This window comes from Rhodococcus sp. DMF-1, from assembly GCF_021441945.1.
Taxonomy (GTDB): domain Bacteria; phylum Actinomycetota; class Actinomycetes; order Mycobacteriales; family Mycobacteriaceae; genus Rhodococcus; species Rhodococcus ruber.
The window spans coordinates 220039-237885 of record NZ_CP090442.1; the positions used below are offsets into that span (position 1 = coordinate 220039).

The window sequence follows — 17847 nt, forward strand, 5'->3', positions numbered from 1 at the left end:
TGCGCCCGAATCGGCGGGCTTGCCCCGGTTTCCGCAGTCGGAAACCGGTGCAAGCCCGCCACAACGGGTGTCTGCTCTAGTTCTTACGCCACCGCCGGATGGTGCGGACGAGGGTGTCGGTGGAGGTGTCGCCGGTCTCGGGGTCCGCCGCGCCGGTCAGCGCGGGGGCCAGTTGCAGGGCCTGGGTCTTGCCGAGTTCGACGCCCCACTGGTCGAACGAGTCGATGCCCCAGATCACGCCCTGGACGAACACCTGATGCTCGTACAGGGCGATCAACTGGCCCAGCGTCGCCGGCGTCAGCGCCGGGGCGAGCAGGGTGGTCGAGGGCCGGTTGCCGGGCATCACCTTGTGCGCCACCAGCGCCGGGTCGGTGCCGTCGGCGGCGACCTCGGCCGCGGTCTTGCCGAACGCGAGCACCTTGGCCTGGGCGAGCATGTTCGCCAGCAGCACCTGCTGCATGCTCCCGGTCCCGTCGATGGTGGGCAGATCCTCGAGCGCGGTGGCGAACCCGACGAAGTCGGCCGGGATCAGCCGGGTGCCCTGGTGCAGCAGCTGGAAGAACGCGTGCTGACCGTTCGTGCCCGGCTCACCCCAGAAGATCTCCCCGGTGTCGTGGTCGACGGGGCTGCCGTCGAGCCGCACCGACTTGCCGTTCGACTCCATGGTCAGCTGCTGCAGATACGCCGGCAGCCGCGCCAGGTCCTGGCTGTAGGGCAGCACCGCCCGCGTCTGCGCCCCCAGCACCGACGCGTACCACACCCCCAGCAGCCCGAGCAGCACCGGCGCGTTCGCCTCGAGCGGCGCGGTGGCGAAATGCTCGTCGACGGTGTGCATCCCGGCCAGGAATTCGGCGAACCGCACCGGGCCGATCGCGCACATCACCGACAGGCCGATCGCCGAACCCACCGAGTACCGCCCACCCACCCAGTCCCAGAACCCGAACATGTTCGCCGGGTCGATACCGAACTCGGCGACCTTGGCGGCATTGGTGGACACCGCCACGAAGTGCGCCGCGACGGCGTCCTCGCCGAGGGCGGCGACCAGCCAGCGCCGCGCGGCGGTGGCGTTGGTGAGCGTTTCGATGGTGGTGAACGTCTTCGACGCCACCACGAACAGCGTCCGGGCCGGATCCAGGTCGGACAGCTGCGCGGTCAGATCCGCCGGATCGATGTTGGCGACGAACCGGGCGTCCGGGCCGTCGGCGTAGTGCCGCAACGCCCGCGCCACCATCGCTGGGCCCAGGTCCGAGCCGCCGATGCCGATGTTGATCACCGTGGTGATCGTCTCCCCGGTGGCGCCGCGCCAGGTGCCGGAGCGGACCTGCTCGGCGAAGCCGGCCATCGCGTCGAGCACGGTGTGGACGTCGGGGACCACGTCGGCGCCGTCCACGGGCAGCGTCGCCGACCGCGGCAGCCGCAGCGCGGTGTGCAGCACCGCCCGGTCCTCGGTGCTGTTGATGCGTTCCCCGGCGAGCATCGCGTCGCGGCGGGATTCGACCCCGGCGGCCCGGGCCAGATCCAGCAGCAACGCGACGGTGGTGTCGGTGATGCGGTGCTTGCTGTAGTCGATGTACCAGTCGCCCGCGGTCACCGACAACCGCTGCGCCCGACCCGGATCCGCCGCGAACAACCCTCGCAGATCCACCGCCTCGAGCTCCGAACGGTGCTGGGACAGCTGCTGCCACGGTGCGGTTCGAGTCACGTCGCTCATGAATTCAGAGCCTAGTGCGGGCCCGTAGTTACCGGCGGGTTCGGAACCCGTCCGGGTCCCGGAGCGCATGATGTGGGACATGGACACCGACGAACTGATCCGGACCGTACCGACAGAACTGTTCCTCGGCGGGGAATGGGTGGCCGCCGAGAACGGCGCCACCTTCCCCGTCCACGATCCCGCCACCGGCGACATCCTCACCGACGTCGCCGACGCGAGCCCCGCCGACGCCGTCCGCGCCCTCGACGCCGCGGTGGCCGCCCAGCACGAGTGGGCGGCGACCGCGCCGCGCGAGCGGGGTGAACTGCTGCGTTCGGTGTTCGGGAGGATCACCGAACGGGCCGAGGACTTCGCGCTTCTGATGACTCTCGAAATGGGCAAGGCCCTGCCGGAGAGCCGGGCCGAGACCAAGTACGGGGCCGAGTTCTTCCGCTGGTTCGCCGAGGAGGCGGTGCGGATCTCGGGGCGCTACACGCACGCACCCGCCGGCAACGGACGGATCCTGGTGACCAAGCAGCCGGTGGGACCGTGCCTGGCGATCACGCCGTGGAACTTCCCGCTCGCGATGGGCACCCGCAAGATCGGTCCCGCCCTCGCCGCGGGCTGCACGATCCTGATGAAGCCCGCGTCGGAGACCCCCTTGACGATGCTGCTGCTCGCCCAGCTGTTCGTCGAGGCCGGGCTTCCGAAGGGGGTGCTGTCGGTGCTGCCGACCTCGCGTGCCGGCGCGGTCACCGGCCCGCTGATCGACGATCCCCGCCTGCGCAAGCTGACCTTCACCGGTTCCACCGAGGTGGGCCGGACCCTGTCCGAGCGGGCCGGGAAGGCGATGCTGCGCACGTCGATGGAACTGGGTGGCAACGCGCCGTTCCTGGTGTTCGACGACGCCGACCTCGACGCCGCGGTGGAGGGAGCACTGGCCGCCAAGCTGCGCAACGGGGGCGAGGCGTGCACGGCCGCGAACCGCTTCCACGTCGCCAACCCGGTGCGGGAGGAGTTCGTGAAGAAGCTCACCGAGCGCATGGCGCAGTACCGGCTCGGGCCGGGTACCGACCCCGGCACCACGCTCGGTCCGCTGATCAACGCGGGCCAGCGGGAGACCGTCGGCACGCTGGTGCAGGACGCGGTCGCGGCCGGTGCGAGCGTGCGGCTCGGCGGGGACGTCCCCGACGGTCGGGGGTGGTTCTACCCCGCGACCGTGCTCGACGGAGTGACGGCCGACGCCCGGATCCTGCGCGAGGAGGTGTTCGGTCCCGTCGCCGCCGTGACCGGATTCGACACCGAGCAGGAGGCGATCGACGCGGCCAACGCCACCGAATACGGACTGGCCGCGTACATCTACACGCAGAACCTGGACCGGGCGCTGCGGGTGTCCGAGGCCCTCGAATCCGGCATGGTGGGCGTCAACCGGGGCGTGATCTCCGACGTCGCGGCGCCCTTCGGCGGCGTCAAGGCCTCCGGGCTGGGCCGCGAGGGCGGCAGCGAAGGCATCGAGGAGTACCTCGAGACGAAGTACATCGCGCTGCAGTGACCTGCGCGACGGCTACGCCCCCGACCGTCGCGTGCTCGGGGGCGTACCGGGGCCGGGGTGCCTCGGTGACCCCGGCCGCAGCCTCGGTGGGTCCAGGCGGCCGCGGCCTCGGTGGGTCCAGGCGGCCGCGGCCTCAGTGACCCAGGCGGCCGCGGCCTCAGTGACCCAGGCGGCCGCGGCCTCAGTGACCCAGGCGGCCGCGGCCGAGTCGCAGCAGCAGCATGGCCAGCGTGTGACCCTCCTGGCCCAGCTCGCTGAAGCGCTCGAGGACCTTCATCTCCCGGCTGTGGACCAGGCGGGTGCCGCCGGATGCCATCCGGGTCTGGCCGATGATGCGCGAGACCTCGGTGCGGCGCTTGACCGCCGCCAGGATCTCGGCGTCGAGCCGATCGATCTCCTTGCGGAGCTCGTCGATCTCCGCCTCGGTGGTGGGCAGGGCAGCATCGGATGCGCTGGCTCCGGAACCGGTGGCCTCGGTGTTGGTGCTCATGTCGTCTCCTCGCGTCAGCTCTGGGATCGCTTCGGATTCTGCGGGCGTTACCGGTCCGGCCGTCGGCTCGGGCTTCGGTGGCGCGGCAGCCGAAGCCTCGGGGTGCGGTCAGGCCTCGGTCATCGGCTCTCACACCGATGGCAGTGTCGCCGGTAGCGGCGACGTGGAGCACATGACATGACGTTCAGTTTGCCACCCGTCCCCGAACCGGCCAAGTAAGGCATACCTGTCGAATCGCCCCCGCCCGGCCGGCACGGCTGTCGGCGATCGCCGGTAGTTTGGTACCACGATGAACACTCCCGTTGCCTCCGGCCGTCCCGTCCCCGCCCCGAACCCGGGGGTGCGAGCGACGACCTCCGACGCTCTGCTCGAGGGCCTCAACCCACAGCAGCGGGAGGCGGTGACCCACACGGGTTCTCCGCTGCTCATCGTCGCGGGCGCCGGCTCGGGGAAGACGGCGGTGCTGACGCGGCGCATCGCGTACCTGCTGGGGGAGCGGAGGGTGACGCCGGGCCAGATCCTGGCCATCACGTTCACCAACAAGGCGGCCGCCGAGATGCGCGAGCGTGTCGCCCACCTGGTCGGCCCGCGGGCGAACAGCATGTGGGTGTCGACGTTCCACTCGAGCTGCGTGCGGATCCTGCGCGCGCAGTCGGCGCTGCTGTCGGGGATGAACTCGAACTTCACCATCTACGACGCCGACGACTCCCGGCGGCTGCTCACCATGATCGCCAAGGATCTCGACCTCGACGTCAAGCGGTACTCCGCGCGGCTGCTGGCTACGCACATCTCCAATCTCAAGAACGAGCTGATCGGTCCCGAGGAGGCCGCGGCCGCCGCGGATCGCGAGGCGGCGGACCTGCCGCGGATCGTCGCGACGGTCTACGCCCACTACCAGCAGCGGCTGCGCGCGGCCAACGCCTTCGACTTCGACGACCTGATCGGGGAGACGGTGGCGCTGTTGCAGGCGCATCCGCCGGTGGCGGAGTACTACCGCCGACGGTTCCGCCACGTTCTCGTCGACGAGTACCAGGACACCAACCACGCGCAGTACGTGCTCGTGCGCACGCTCGTCGGCGGGGCGGACGACACCGTGTCGGACGACGCGGTCGCGCCGGCGGAACTGTGTGTCGTCGGCGACGCCGACCAGTCCATCTACGCGTTCCGCGGCGCGACGATCCGCAACATCGAGGAGTTCGAACGCGACTATCCCGAGGCTCGCACGATCCTGCTCGAGCAGAACTACCGTTCCACCCAGACCATCCTCTCCGCGGCGAACGCGGTGATCGCCCGCAACACCGGGCGTCGGGAGAAACGGCTGTGGACTGACTCCGGTGCGGGGGAGCCGATCACCGGGTACGTCGCCGACAACGAGCACGACGAGGCGCAGTTCGTCGCCGCGGAGATCGACCGGCTCGTCGACGCCGGGGACGCGAAATTCGCCGACATCGCCGTCTTCTACCGCACCAACAACTCCTCGCGCGCCCTCGAGGACGTGTTCATCCGGCACGGCGTGCCCTACCGGGTGGTCGGCGGCGTGCGCTTCTACGAGCGCAAGGAGGTGCGGGACCTCGTCGCGTACCTGCGGGTGCTCGCGAACCCGGACGACACGGTCAGCCTGCGCCGGATCCTCAACACCCCCCGTCGCGGCATCGGCGACCGCGCCGAGGCCTGCGTGGCGGTGCACGCCGAACGCACGGGCGTCGGGTTCGGCCGGGCCCTGCGCGACGCCGCCGAGGGGACCGTGCCGCTGCTGAATTCCCGCTCGCAGAAGGCCGTCGCCGCGTTCGTCGACCTCATGGACGAACTACGGGCGATGCTCACCGAGACCGACGCCGACGGCAACGACCTCGTCGACATCGGCGACATCGTCGAAGCGGTGCTCGATCGCACCGGATATCGCGCCGAGCTCGAGGCCAGCGACGACCCGCAGGACGGCACGAGGCTCGACAACCTCAACGAGTTGGTCAGCGTCGCAAGAGAATTCTGTTCGGACGCGCGCAACGCCGCGGGTCTCGAGGACGAACGCGAGGTGCCGGAGGGGGAGCCCGAGCCCGGTTCCCTGGCGGCGTTCCTCGAGCGGGTGTCGCTGGTGGCCGACGCCGATCAGATCCCCGAGGAGGGCGACGGGGTCGTCACCCTGATGACGCTGCACACCGCCAAGGGGCTCGAATTCCCGGTGGTGTTCGTCACCGGGTGGGAGGACGGGCAGTTCCCGCACATGCGCGCTCTCGGCGACCCTGCCGAACTCTCGGAGGAACGGCGCCTGGCCTATGTCGGCCTCACCCGTGCGCGGCACCGCCTGTATCTGAGCCGCGCGGTGCTGCGCTCGGCCTGGGGGCAGCCCGTGACCAATCCGGAATCGCGTTTCCTCCAGGAGATCCCGCAGGAACTCGTGGAATGGCGCCGGGAGGATCCGGGGGTCGCCGGTGGGCACGCCATCGGTGCCGGGCGGGGCCGGAGCGGTTACGGCGGAATCGGTTCCGGCTTCGGGGGCGGGACTTCCCGGTTCGGCGGCGACCGGCCGTCGACGCCGAGTTCCGGGCGTTCGCGCAACAACCATCTCGTGCTCGCCGTCGGCGATCGGGTCAGCCACGACAAGTACGGCCTCGGCACGGTCCTCGAAACCCGCGGCTCCGGGCCGACCGCGACGGTGGTCGTCGACTTCGGCAGCGCCGGGAAGGTGCGGTTGATGCTCGTCGGCGGCGTGCCGATGGTCAAACTCTGAGCCGGACGCGATACGGGCCCCGCACCAGCCGGTGCGGGGCCCGTATCGCGAATGCGGTCGGCGGTCAGTCGTTCCGGATGCCGAGGGAGATGCCGCGAGTCGCGAGCCAGGGCAGCGGATCGATCTTGTCGATGCCGTTGAGGTGGACCTCGAAGTGCAGGTGCGGGCCGGTGGACTGGCCACGGTTGCCCATGGTGGCGATCTGGTCACCCGCCATGACCTGCTGACCGACGGTCACGAAGGACTGGTCGATGTGACCGTAGACGGTGACGGTGCCGTCGGCGTGGCGCAGACGCACCCACATGCCGAACCCGGACGCCGGACCGGAGTCGATGACGGTGCCGTCGGCGACCGCGAGGATCGGGGTTCCGATGGGACCGGCGATGTCCACACCGGCGTGCAGGGTTCCCCAGCGGGCGCCGTAGCTGGAGGTGAAGACGCCCGCGGCCGGCAGGACGAACAGGGGGCGACGGGCGGCGGCCTCGCGGGCGGCGCGCTCCTCGCTGAAGCGCTGGCCCTTGGCGAGCAGATTGGAGAACTGGGACAGGTCGTTCGGGTCCGCGATGTTGAGGACCTGAGGGGCCTGGGAGGGAGTCGCGCTCTCGGACTCGGTCTCCGCGGCGAACTGGGCGGCCTGCGGCACCGCGGTGGCGGTGATGACGTTCGAGCCGGTGGTGTCGGCGGCGAGGGCGACCTCGGAATGCTCGGAGTTCTGAGCGGGGCCGCTGGTGGCGGCCTGACCCGCGGCGACGACGGCGCCGGCGGCGACCGCGAGGACCGCGGCACGGCCCTTGAGGGCGGCGGGCGGAGTGGGAACGCGGTGGGCGCCGCCGCGACGAGGCGGGGCGGCCGGATCACCGTCGGACACTGCGGGGGCGGTGAGCGGGCGGGCCGGCTCGTCGCCGTAGAATTCGTACTGCTCGGTGGTGCTGGTGTTACGGAAATTCACAATGCTCGAGACGTCCGGATCGTCCGCAGGGCCCTCGTCGAAGTAGTGCTCGTGCGGCTGCCAGTGGCCCGGGTAGAGGCGGTCGGTCGCCCCTGCGAAGTCGATATCGTCGAACTCGCTGTCGGGACGGCTGTCGGCGCGGGGAGTGCAAGTGTGCATCGACTGCCGTCCTCCGTTCGTGACCTGACCGTTACTCGGACCGAAGCGACGGTAACGAAACGATCGCAAGCGTGGCAACCTAAACGGGCAGGAAATCGGACCTTGTGACCGGCATCACAGTTTGAGCTGGGCAAATCTGGAAACATTTCCCTGGTTACGGGGCGATACCGAAGACTTACGGTGTGTCACGCCGGGATGTACCGGAAGGCCGTCGTAGCGTCGGATCGTGCCGAGCCGCCCGCCCGTACTTCTCGCTGCGCTCGTCCTGGCCGCGCTCGGAGCCACCGCGGTGGCGGTCGCGCCGCTCCTGCCCGTGGTCCGTGCCGACACGGGACCGGTCGGCGCCGCCTCGGGCGCCGCGTCCCTCGTCGCTGCCGTCGTCGCGCTCGCGGTTCCCGCCGGTGCGGTGAGTCTTGCCCGCCGGCGCGGCCCCCTCCCCGCCGTCCGGGCCGCCGCGCTTCTCGCTGGAGCGGGGTTCGTCGCACTCGGCGCGGCCCTGCTCGACGTCGCGCTGTTCACCGACGCCCTCGACGCGGACCGCCTCGAGCTGTTCCGGCCCGTCACCGCCGCGGGACTCGCGGCAGGTCCCGGCGCGGGCGTCGTCCTCGCCGGTCATCTCGCCTCGGTCCTCGCCGGGGCCCTCGGAGCCGTCGCGGTCCGGCAACTGGAAGCCGAGCCCGACGCCCACCTCCCCGGCGAGGACCGGCCCGCGGTTGCCCGCACCGGGGCTCCGGCGGCGGCCGGTGTGGCGGGAGCTGCACTTGCCGCGGCCGGTGCGCTGCTCGCCCCGCCCTTCGTGTCGAACGACCCGGTCCTGCTCGGTTCCGGCGTCCTCGACGCCACGCCGGCTGCGGCGATCGGCGCCCTGGTGGCGGCGGTCGCGGTGCTGCTGGCGGCGACGTGGGCGCTGGTGACCTCGTCGTCGGCCGCCGCAGCCGGGGCGTTGGCCGGTGCGGGGCTCGGTGCGCTGGGCATCCTGGGGCCCCGGCTGGCGGCGGGACTGAGCGGTGCGCGGCTGACGCCGTCGTCCGCGGCCGCCGTCGGCGTGCTCGCTGCCGTCCTGCTCGTCGCGGCCGCGGCCGCGCTGCCCCGGCTCGTCGCACGGTCCGATCACGCCGCCGGGCCGGTGCCCAGGGTGCTGCCGTCCGCTCCCGCGGCGCGGCATCGGCAGGCGGGTGTCGCGGGGCTCGTCACCGGCGCCGTCGCGACAGTGGGTTCGCTGCTGCCGGCGCTGTCGGTGCCCGCCGGTGCGGCGCCCGAACTGCCTGCCGCCCGCATGCTGTTCGCCGCGGGTCTGCTCGTGCTGGCACTGAGCGTGTGGCTGCTGCTCTCCGAGTTCGCTGCTCCGCTGCGACCCGCCGTCGTGGTGCCGGCCGCCGGGGTGGTCACCGCCGCCGGGGCGGTGCTGCAGTCCTGGGTGCTCGCCGCGGGCCTGCCCGGTGTCGGCGCCGGGCCGGGCACCTGGCTGGCCGGGGCCGCCATCCTGGGGGCGGCGGTGACGGGCGTGTTCGTCGTCCTCGCGGGAGGTGCGGAACGCGACGGCATCGACACCTCCGTCGAACGGATCGCCGGGCCCGTCGCGCGCACGGTGGGCGCGGCGGCGGCGCTCACTGCCGGTGCCGGGGTGCTGCTGCCGTTGCAGCCCGGCGCCGGCTCGGTGCTGAGCTACCCCTGGGGGTACGACGTGTGGGGGCGGGCGGTGCTCGCCGTCGCGGTGGTCGCCGCGGTGCTGGTCGCAGCGCGTGCGCGGCCGGCCCGCGGCAGTGTGCTGTTGCTCGGTGCGGCGGCCTCGGTGGCCCTGTACGCGGCCTCGTGGGTGCTCGTACGGACCCCGGAGCAGGAGCCGGTGAACGGAGTCCTCACGCTGCCTGCAATCCTGGGGGTGGTGCTCCTCCTGGCTGCGGCGTGGCTCACAATCCGGGAGGAAAATCCGTGAGGTACCCCTCGGGGCCCCACTCCGGTGACATGCGACACATACCAGGAGTGCGGGCGTTTGGTGGGACTTCCGACTAGTTACAGTCCGAACGGACCCGCTCATACCCCTCGAGCGGGCGTCAACGCAGACGAGACGGTGAGCAGATGGATCTCTTCGAATACCAGGCGAAGGAACTCTTCGCCAAGCATGGTGTGCCGACGTCGCTGGGTCGTGTGACCGACACGGCCGACGATGCCAAGGCTATCGCCGAGGAAATCGGTAAGCCTGTGATGGTCAAGGCCCAGGTCAAGACCGGTGGTCGTGGCAAGGCCGGCGGCGTGAAGTACGCCGCCACCCCCGAGGATGCGAAGACCCACGCCGAGAACATCCTCGGCCTCGACATCAAGGGTCACATCGTCAAGAAGCTGCTGGTCGCCGAGGCCAGCGACATCGCGGAGGAGTACTACATCTCCTTCCTGCTCGACCGTGCCAACCGCACCTACCTGGCCATGTGCTCGGTCGAGGGCGGCATGGAGATCGAAGAGGTCGCGGCAACCAAGCCCGAGCGTCTCGCCAAGGTGTCCGTGGACGCCGTCAAGGGTGTCGACCTCGCGTTCGCGCGCAGCATCGCCGAGCAGGGCCACCTGCCCGCCGAGGTGCTCGACGCCGCGGCCGTGACCATCCAGAAGCTGTGGGAGGTCTTCGTCGCCGAGGACGCCACCCTGGTCGAGGTCAACCCCCTCGTGCGTACCCCCGACGATCAGATCCTCGCCCTGGACGGCAAGGTCACCATCGACGAGAACGCGGGCTTCCGTCACCCCGAGCACGCCGAGCTCGAGGACAAGGACTCCACCGATCCGCTCGAGGCCAAGGCCAAGGAGCACGACCTGAACTACGTCAAGCTCGACGGTCAGGTCGGCATCATCGGCAACGGCGCGGGTCTGGTCATGTCGACCCTCGACGTCGTCGCGTACGCCGGTGAGAAGCACGGCGGCGTCAAGCCTGCCAACTTCCTCGACATCGGCGGTGGCGCCTCGGCCGAGGTCATGGCCGCCGGCCTGGACGTGATCCTGAACGACTCCCAGGTCCAGAGCGTGTTCGTCAACGTGTTCGGTGGCATCACCGCGTGCGACGCCGTCGCCAACGGCATCGTCAAGGCGCTCGAGATCCTCGGCGACGAGGCCAACAAGCCGCTGGTCGTCCGTCTGGACGGCAACAATGTCGAGGCCGGCCGCAAGATCCTGGCCGACGCCAACCACCCGCTGGTCACGCTGGTCGGAACCATGGACGAGGCCGCTGACAAGGCCGCCGAGCTGGCGTACGCCGCGAAGTAAGGACACACGGAGAACATGTCTATCTTCCTCAACAAGGACTCGAAGGTCATCGTCCAGGGCATCACCGGCGGCGAGGGCACCAAGCACACCGCCCTGATGCTCAAGGCCGGGACCCAGGTCGTCGGCGGCGTCAACGCCCGTAAGGCCGGCACCACGGTGTCCCACACCGCGGCCGACGGTTCCGCCGTCGAGCTGCCCGTCTTCGGCACCGTCGCCGAGGCGATGAAGGAGACCGGCGCGGACGTCTCGATCGCGTTCGTTCCCCCCAAGTTCGCCAAGGACGCCATCATCGAGGCCATCGACGCGGAGATCCCGCTGCTCGTGGTCATCACCGAGGGCATCCCGGTGCAGGACACCGCGTACGCGTGGGCCTACAACGTCGAGAAGGGCAGCAAGACCCGGATCATCGGCCCCAACTGCCCCGGCATCATCACCCCCGGCGAGTCGCTGGTCGGCATCACCCCGGCCAACATCTCCGGCAAGGGCCCGGTCGGCCTGGTGTCGAAGTCCGGCACGCTGACCTACCAGATGATGTTCGAGCTGCGTGACTTCGGCTTCTCGACCGCCATCGGCATCGGCGGCGACCCGGTCATCGGCACCACCCACATCGACGCCATCGAGGCGTTCGAGAAGGATCCCGAGACCAAGCTCATCGTCATGATCGGCGAGATCGGCGGCGACGCCGAGGAGCGCGCGGCCGACTACATCAAGGCGAACGTGACCAAGCCGGTCGTCGGCTACGTCGCCGGGTTCACCGCTCCCGAGGGCAAGACCATGGGCCACGCCGGCGCCATCGTCTCCGGCTCCTCGGGCACCGCGCAGGCCAAGAAGGACGCCCTCGAGGCGGCCGGCGTGAAGGTCGGCAAGACGCCGTCCGAGACCGCCGCTCTCGCGCGCGAGATCCTGCAGTCGCTCTAGAACAGAGCGGAGCGGCTTCGCCGCCGGTGTGTCCTTTGGGCGGTCCAGGCAGCCCAAAGGACACACCGGCGGCTCCGCTGCCTACCCGTCGACCCATTCGGTGCCGACGGGCACGAGTTCCCCCGCACCGGCCGTCACCGATGCCACCACGCTCTGCAGTTCGGTCGCATCCCGCGCCGCGACGGTGAAGACGACACGCTCCGTGTAGGACACGTCGAGCACGCTCACTCCGCGGACCCGTAGTTCCGACTCCACGCGTCCGGCATCACCGTGCCCCACCGCCAGCGTGAACACCTCCCGCCGCTCCCGCGGCACCAGCGTCGCCGCGTCGACCGCAACCGCCACCGCACCCGAATACGCTCGGACCAGTCCGCCCGCGCCGAGCTTGATGCCCCCGAACCATCGGGTGACCACCACCGCGACGTTCACCAGGTCGCGGTGGTGCAGCACCTGCAGCATCGGCACCCCGGCCGTGCCACCCGGCTCCCCGTCGTCGCTCGACCGCTCCGCCCGGTGCGCCGGCTCGTCGCCCACCACGAAGGCCCAGCAATGATGCCGCGCATCGGGATACAGCCGCCGCTGTTCTTCGACGAAGGCGAGCGCGGCGGTGTCCGAGTCGACGCGGCGCAGCACGGCGAGGAAGCGGGAGTGCTTGATCTCCGTCTCGGCGACGACGTCCGGTCCGGGCTCGAGGGTGCTGGGCATGGGCACATTCTCGCCGGTGGGGATTCGCCGGATTCGCGGGACTCCTGCCGCCCACGGTGATCGTGCCTAGGCTGGTCGCAGAGCAGCCGACGACATCAGGAGGAGCGATGACCTACCCAGCAGGCTCGGGAACGGGCCGGTCCGACAACCCGGCAGGCCCCTCGGGGTCGTCGACCGGGGCAGGACCCGGGTCCGCCGCCCGCGGCGTCTCCGACAAGGTGGTGCCGCTGCTCCTGCCGATCGCCGTCGCGGTGCTGGCGGTGCTGAACTTCCTGCTCGGCCTGGCGCCGTACGTGCGCATCTCCTTCGGCACCCAGGTCGCGCTGTCGTCGTTCGACTTCGGGTTCGCGGTCGTCCCGCTGGCCTTCTTGCTCTTCGGCGGCGCGGCCGCTGCGCTGTCGCTGCTGCCGGGTCAGGACCTGCGCTCCGTCGCGGTGGCGGCCTCCGCGGTCGGCTTCGTGGTGTCGCTGTTCCAGCTCTTCCACCTCCCGGACGACACCGGCATCTCCTGGGGTGGGGTGTCGATCCTCGTCCTCGGTTTCCTGCAGACCGCGCTCGCGCTCATGGCGCTGCTCTTCGGGATCGGGATTTTGGTGCCCGGCCAGCGTCGTTCGCCCGCGCAGTCGTTCGGCGGCCAGGGCGGCGGCCAGGGTTACGGCGGGCAGGGTTACGGAGCGCAGGGTGCCGGAGCGCAGGGCTACGGTGCGCAGGGCTACGGTGCGCAGGGTGCCGGTGGGGGGCAGGGTTACGCTCCCGGCGCGACGGCGAGCGGATACGGAACGCCGGGCTCCGGGTACCCTTCCGGATCCTCGGCCTACCCCTCCGGGACCTCGGCCTACCCGTCCGGGACCTCGGCGCAGTACCCCGGCTACCAGCAGGCGCAGTACCCCTCGGGTCAGTACCCGTCCGGTCAGTACCCGTCCGGTCAGTACCCGTCGGGCCAGTACCCGTCGGGCCAGTACCCGTCCGGCCAGTACCCCTCCGGCCAGTACGCCGGGGGCCAGTACCCCGGCACCCAGTACTCGGGGGCGCAGCCGCGCGAGCACTACCCCAGCCCGGACGCCGGCGCCCAGACCGAACACCTGAGCCAGCCGCTGCGCGTCGACCGGCAGCACTCCGAGGGCCAGCACCCCGGACAGCAGGCCTACACCCCGACGGGCGCGCAGGCGCCGTACGGTGCGGGGACTCCGGGTCCCGCCGGTCGGACGGGCGAGTCTGCCGGCGGCGACGTCGACGAGCCGACGGTGCTCGCCCCCCGGGACGCAGACTCTGAGCGCGAGGCCACCGGCCGTTCCTCGGAGGGGGACACCGAGCGGACGTCGGATCCGGCGCCGACGCAGGCGTTCCGTCCCGGCGACGAACCGCGGTGAGGGCTCCCGCACATGCTGCGGCGCGCCTGACCGTCCCGATCGTCGCCGGGTGACACTCTCGACACGATGACCTCGACGCTAGGCCGGTCCGACCGGCACACGACCCCGGAAGACACCCCGGTCGAACCGGAGCAGTTGCGGATCCTGCTCGGCACTGCGGCCAAGGTGCCGGCAGTGACCCTCGCGTTGATCGCCACGCTGGTGGTGACCACGATGGTGGCCGCGAGCAGCGACCTGACCGGCATCTACGCGGCCATCGCGGGCAGCTGGCTGGCCCTGCACCAGGTGACATTGACGATCGACGGGGTACCGCTGGGGGTGCTGCCGTTGCTGCCGACAGCGGTGCTGGTGTGGCTGACCGCTCGGGCCGCACGGTCGGCCACCGATGGTGTCGTCGCCCTCGGTGGCCGTCCGCTCGATCGCCGGAACGCCTCGCGCATCGCGGCGGCCACCCTCGCCGGTCCGACGGTGATCACGGTGGCGGCACTGATCGTGATCCAGGATGCGGCAAGTGTCCTGCCTGTCGTCACCCCCAATCCCGCGTCCGCGCTGGCGTGGGTGACCGCGCTGTACCTGGTCGGGGCCGGGCTCGGCATCGGTTCCCGGACGTGGCGGCCGCTGGCGTCCCGCTACGGGGTGCCGAACTGGCTGGTCGCCGCCGTGCGTCCCGCGGCCCGGACGGTGCTGGGGATGTTCGCCGCGGGCGGGGTGGTGACCGTGCTCGCGCTGCTGTGGTCGTGGACCGTGGTCGGTGACCTGATCGGCCGCGGCGGGGGAGCGGTCGGCGCCCTCGGGCTGACGGTGTTGTCGGTGCTGTACCTGCCCAACGTGCTGATCGGGGCCGCCGCCGTGGTGACCGGCAGCACGGTGCAGTTCGGCGACGTGCGCCTGAGCCTGTTCGAGGCGACCGGCGGGGACCTGCCTGCCCTGCCGGTGCTTGCCGTGATCCCACCGGGACCGGCCGCGCCGTTCTGGCCTGTGTTGCTCGCCGTCCCCGCGACGGTGGGCGCGCTGCTCGGGCGGTACGTCGCCCGGTGCCACCTCGAGGCACGCGCCCGAGGGGAACGCGTGTCGTCCACCGACGCCGCCCTCACGGTGGTTGCTGCGGCGGCGCTCGCCGGTGCGGCCACCGCGCTGGCCACGTGGGCTGCCGGTGGCCCGCTGGGGGTCTTCGGTGTGGTCGGCGGAAACTGGTGGCTGGCCGGGGTGCTGGTGTTCGCGTGGACGGGACTGCTCGGCCTCGTCACCTCGCAGCTGCTGCTCTGGCGCGAGCACCGCCTGGCTGCGGTGGAAGCCGCCCGGCAGTCGGCCGCCGAGGAGAAGCTCGCCGATGACGAGGTCGCCGGGGAGCAGCTCGCCGACGAGGAGCCCGGCGACGAGGCGGCCGAGGGCCCCGGCGACGAGCCGGACGAGAACCCCGACGACGACGTCCGGGAGCTCGAGGCGGCACCGGCCGCCGACGTGCTCGATGCCGAGATCGTCGAGGACGACCCCTCGGCCGCCGCCGATACGCCCGTCGCCGCGGACCCGGACACCGCGGACCCGGACACCGAGGACGCGGACACCGAGGACCCGGGCACCGAGGACCCGGACACCGAGGACCCGGACACCGAGGACCCTGTGGCCGAACGTACGGACGTCGTCGACGCGGCGATCGAGGACGCGGCCGACGAGCCGGCCCGGCCCGGCGAGAGGGACCGGGATGCCGGCGCGCCACCGGAGCCCAACGGCGACCTGCCGGAGGGTGCCACACCCCCCAAGGGCTAGGCTCTACCCGGCCGAGCCTCCGGCCGACCCCTCTCGAGTTCCAGGAGTAGAGCGCTGACTGCCTCGCGTGACCAGCTGCCGCCCACTGTGCCGGCACGGGTCGTCGTCCTCGCTTCGGGCACCGGCAGCCTGCTGCGGTCGCTGATCGACGCGACGCACACGGACGGATATCCCGCCCGGATCGTCGCCGTCGGAGTGGACCGCGAGTGTGCCGCCGAGGGGCATGCGGAGGCCGCCGGTATTCCCCACGTCCGTGTCGCGCTGCGCGAGCACCCGGACCGGGCCGCGTGGGACCGCGCCCTGACCGACGCCGTCGCTGCGCACGAGCCGGACCTGGTGGTCTCGGCCGGTTTCATGAAGATCCTGGGGCCGGTCTTCCTGGACCGGTTCGGGGGCCGCATCGTCAACACCCATCCGGCGCTGCTGCCCGCGTTCCCCGGCGCACACGCCGTGCCGGACGCCCTCGCCTACGGGGTGAAGGTCACCGGCTCGACCGTGCACCTGGTCGACGCGGGTGTCGACACCGGTCCCATCCTGGCGCAGGAACCCGTGCCGGTCCTCGACGACGACGACGAGGCCACCCTGCACGAACGCATCAAGGTTGTGGAGCGACGACTGCTGGCCGACGTGGTCGCCGCCGTCGCCACCCGTGGAGTTGTATCCGATGGACGAAAGGCCGTGATCCCCAGTGACCGAACGTAAGGCTGTGCGACGCGCACTCGTCAGCGTCTACGACAAGACCGGTTTGGTCGAACTGGCGACGGGCCTGCACGAGGCGGGTGTCGCGCTGGTCTCCACCGGGTCCACGGCGGCCACCATCGCCGGCGCCGGAATCCCCGTCACCAAGGTGGAGGACCTCACCGGATTCCCCGAATGTCTCGAGGGCCGGGTCAAGACGCTGCACCCGCGGGTGCACGCCGGCATCCTCGCCGACACGCGCAAGCAGGATCATCTCGATCAGCTCGCCGAACTCGGTGTCGAGGCGTTCGAACTGGTCGTGGTGAACCTGTACCCGTTCACGCAGACCGTCGCCTCCGGCGCCACCGCCGACGAGTGCGTCGAGCAGATCGACATCGGCGGCCCGTCCATGGTGCGTGCCGCCGCGAAGAACCACCCGTCGGTCGCGGTGGTCGTCGACCCGGCCCGCTACGACGACGTGCTCGACGCCGTCAAGGGCGGCGGGTTCACCCTGTCGCAGCGCAAAGCCCTTGCCGCCCAGGCATTCCAGCACACCGCCGCCTACGACGTGGCGGTGGCGAGCTGGATGAACGCCGGCTACGCCGCCGGGGAGGCCGACACCGCCGAGCAGTTCCCGGCGTGGGCCGGTGCGACGTGGGAGCGCGCGGCCGTGCTGCGCTACGGCGAGAACCCGCACCAGGCGGCGGCGCTGTACGTGAACGAGGCGGGCGAGCCGGGTCTGGCGCGGGCCGAGCAGTTCCACGGCAAGGAGATGTCGTACAACAACTATCAGGACGCCGACGCGGCCTGGCGCGCCGCGCACGACCACGACCGGCCGTGCGTCGCGATCATCAAGCACGCCAACCCGTGTGGGATCGCGGTCGCGGAGTCCGTCGCCGAGGCGCACCGCAAGGCACACGAGTGCGATCCGGTGAGTGCGTTCGGCGGCGTGATCGCCGTCAACCGTGAAGTGAGCGTGGCGATGGCCGAGCAGGTCGCCGAGATCTTCACCGAGGTGATCATCGCCCCCGGCTACGCGGACGGCGCGGTCGAGGTGCTCAGCCGCAAGAAGAACATCCGCATTCTGCGGGCCGACTCGCCGCAGGCGGCGCAGATCGAACTGCGGCAGATCTCCGGCGGAATGCTGCTGCAGGAGCGCGACACCCTCACCGCGCCGGGCGATTCGGCCGCGAACTGGGAGCTGGCCTGCGGCGAGGCCGCCGACGCCGAGACCCTCGCGGATCTCGAGTTCGCGTGGCGTGCCTGCCGGGCCGTGAAGTCCAACGCGATCCTGCTCGCCGCGGGCGGCGCCACCGTCGGTGTCGGCATGGGGCAGGTCAATCGTGTGGACTCCGCCCGGCTCGCGGTCTCCCGCGCCGGGGACCGGGTCGTCGGATCCGTCGCCGCATCCGACGCGTTCTTCCCGTTCGCGGACGGCCTGCAGGTGCTCACCGAGGCCGGTGTCCGGGCCGTCGTGCAGCCGGGCGGTTCGGTGCGCGACAACGAGGTCATCGAGGCCGCTCGCGAGGCCGGCGTGACCCTGTACCTCACCGGCGCACGCCACTTCGCGCACTGAGCGACGCCGGCCGCCC

13 protein-coding genes are annotated in these 17847 nt (G+C 71.4%); 9 read left to right on the forward strand and 4 right to left on the reverse strand.

Annotated features, from left to right (window positions below):
- Positions 1 to 76: 76 nt before the first annotated feature.
- Positions 77 to 1711, reverse strand: a complete 1635-nt coding sequence (gene pgi / locus LZP97_RS01145; RefSeq protein ID WP_048774059.1) for a glucose-6-phosphate isomerase — start codon at positions 1709 to 1711, stop codon at positions 77 to 79.
- A 79-nt stretch (positions 1712 to 1790) separates the two neighbouring features.
- Between pgi and LZP97_RS01150 the strand changes: the two genes are divergently transcribed.
- Entirely contained in the window at positions 1791 to 3242 is a 1452-nt protein-coding gene (locus tag LZP97_RS01150) for an NAD-dependent succinate-semialdehyde dehydrogenase (RefSeq protein WP_234574943.1), read from the forward strand.
- A 181-nt stretch (positions 3243 to 3423) separates the two neighbouring features.
- On the opposite strand, the gene LZP97_RS01155 is transcribed toward LZP97_RS01150, so the two are convergent.
- The gene (locus LZP97_RS01155; RefSeq protein WP_003937752.1) at positions 3424 to 3732 is read right to left on the reverse strand and encodes a chorismate mutase; all 309 of its coding nucleotides are present in this window, start codon (positions 3730 to 3732) and stop codon (positions 3424 to 3426) included.
- A 289-nt stretch (positions 3733 to 4021) separates the two neighbouring features.
- Here LZP97_RS01155 and pcrA point away from each other — a divergent pair, with 289 nt between their 5' ends.
- Entirely contained in the window at positions 4022 to 6460 is a 2439-nt protein-coding gene (gene pcrA, locus LZP97_RS01160; protein WP_082900265.1) for a DNA helicase PcrA, read from the forward strand.
- Between the two features lie 64 nt (positions 6461 to 6524).
- On the opposite strand, the gene LZP97_RS01165 is transcribed toward pcrA, so the two are convergent.
- Positions 6525 to 7568 (reverse strand): M23 family metallopeptidase, encoded by a 1044-nt coding sequence (locus tag LZP97_RS01165; RefSeq protein WP_010593041.1) that lies wholly within the window; start codon positions 7566 to 7568, stop codon positions 6525 to 6527.
- A 226-nt stretch (positions 7569 to 7794) separates the two neighbouring features.
- Here LZP97_RS01165 and LZP97_RS01170 point away from each other — a divergent pair, with 226 nt between their 5' ends.
- From LZP97_RS01170 to sucD, 3 genes are all read left to right on the forward strand, one after another.
- Entirely contained in the window at positions 7795 to 9504 is a 1710-nt protein-coding gene (locus LZP97_RS01170) for a hypothetical protein (protein WP_010593040.1), read from the forward strand.
- A 143-nt stretch (positions 9505 to 9647) separates the two neighbouring features.
- Positions 9648 to 10817, forward strand: coding sequence for an ADP-forming succinate--CoA ligase subunit beta (gene sucC / locus LZP97_RS01175; RefSeq protein WP_010593039.1), 1170 nt, complete (start codon positions 9648 to 9650; stop codon positions 10815 to 10817).
- A gap of 15 nt (positions 10818 to 10832) precedes the next feature.
- The gene (gene sucD, locus LZP97_RS01180; protein WP_010593038.1) at positions 10833 to 11735 is read left to right on the forward strand and encodes a succinate--CoA ligase subunit alpha; all 903 of its coding nucleotides are present in this window, start codon (positions 10833 to 10835) and stop codon (positions 11733 to 11735) included.
- Positions 11736 to 11816: 81 nt separating this feature from the next.
- Here sucD and LZP97_RS01185 read toward each other — a convergent pair whose 3' ends face one another.
- Positions 11817 to 12440, reverse strand: a complete 624-nt coding sequence (locus tag LZP97_RS01185; protein WP_140188353.1) for an IMPACT family protein — start codon at positions 12438 to 12440, stop codon at positions 11817 to 11819.
- A gap of 107 nt (positions 12441 to 12547) precedes the next feature.
- Here LZP97_RS01185 and LZP97_RS01190 point away from each other — a divergent pair, with 107 nt between their 5' ends.
- The 4 genes from LZP97_RS01190 to purH all read left to right on the forward strand — a co-directional run bounded on the left by LZP97_RS01190 (position 12548) and on the right by purH (position 17831).
- Positions 12548 to 13810, forward strand: coding sequence for a DUF5336 domain-containing protein (locus LZP97_RS01190; RefSeq protein WP_210062628.1), 1263 nt, complete (start codon positions 12548 to 12550; stop codon positions 13808 to 13810).
- Between the two features lie 66 nt (positions 13811 to 13876).
- On the forward strand, positions 13877 to 15577 hold the full coding sequence (locus tag LZP97_RS01195; protein ID WP_234574944.1) for a cell division protein PerM: 1701 nt from the start codon (positions 13877 to 13879) through the stop codon (positions 15575 to 15577).
- 87 nt (positions 15578 to 15664) lie between these two features.
- Positions 15665 to 16279 carry a phosphoribosylglycinamide formyltransferase gene (purN, locus tag LZP97_RS01200; RefSeq protein ID WP_010593034.1) on the forward strand — a complete coding sequence of 205 codons (615 nt, stop codon included), beginning with the start codon at positions 15665 to 15667 and terminating at the stop codon, positions 16277 to 16279.
- On the forward strand, positions 16266 to 17831 hold the full coding sequence (purH, locus tag LZP97_RS01205; protein WP_064065668.1) for a bifunctional phosphoribosylaminoimidazolecarboxamide formyltransferase/IMP cyclohydrolase: 1566 nt from the start codon (positions 16266 to 16268) through the stop codon (positions 17829 to 17831). The genes purN and purH overlap by 14 nt, the downstream gene beginning before the upstream one ends.
- Positions 17832 to 17847: the final 16 nt, after the last annotated feature.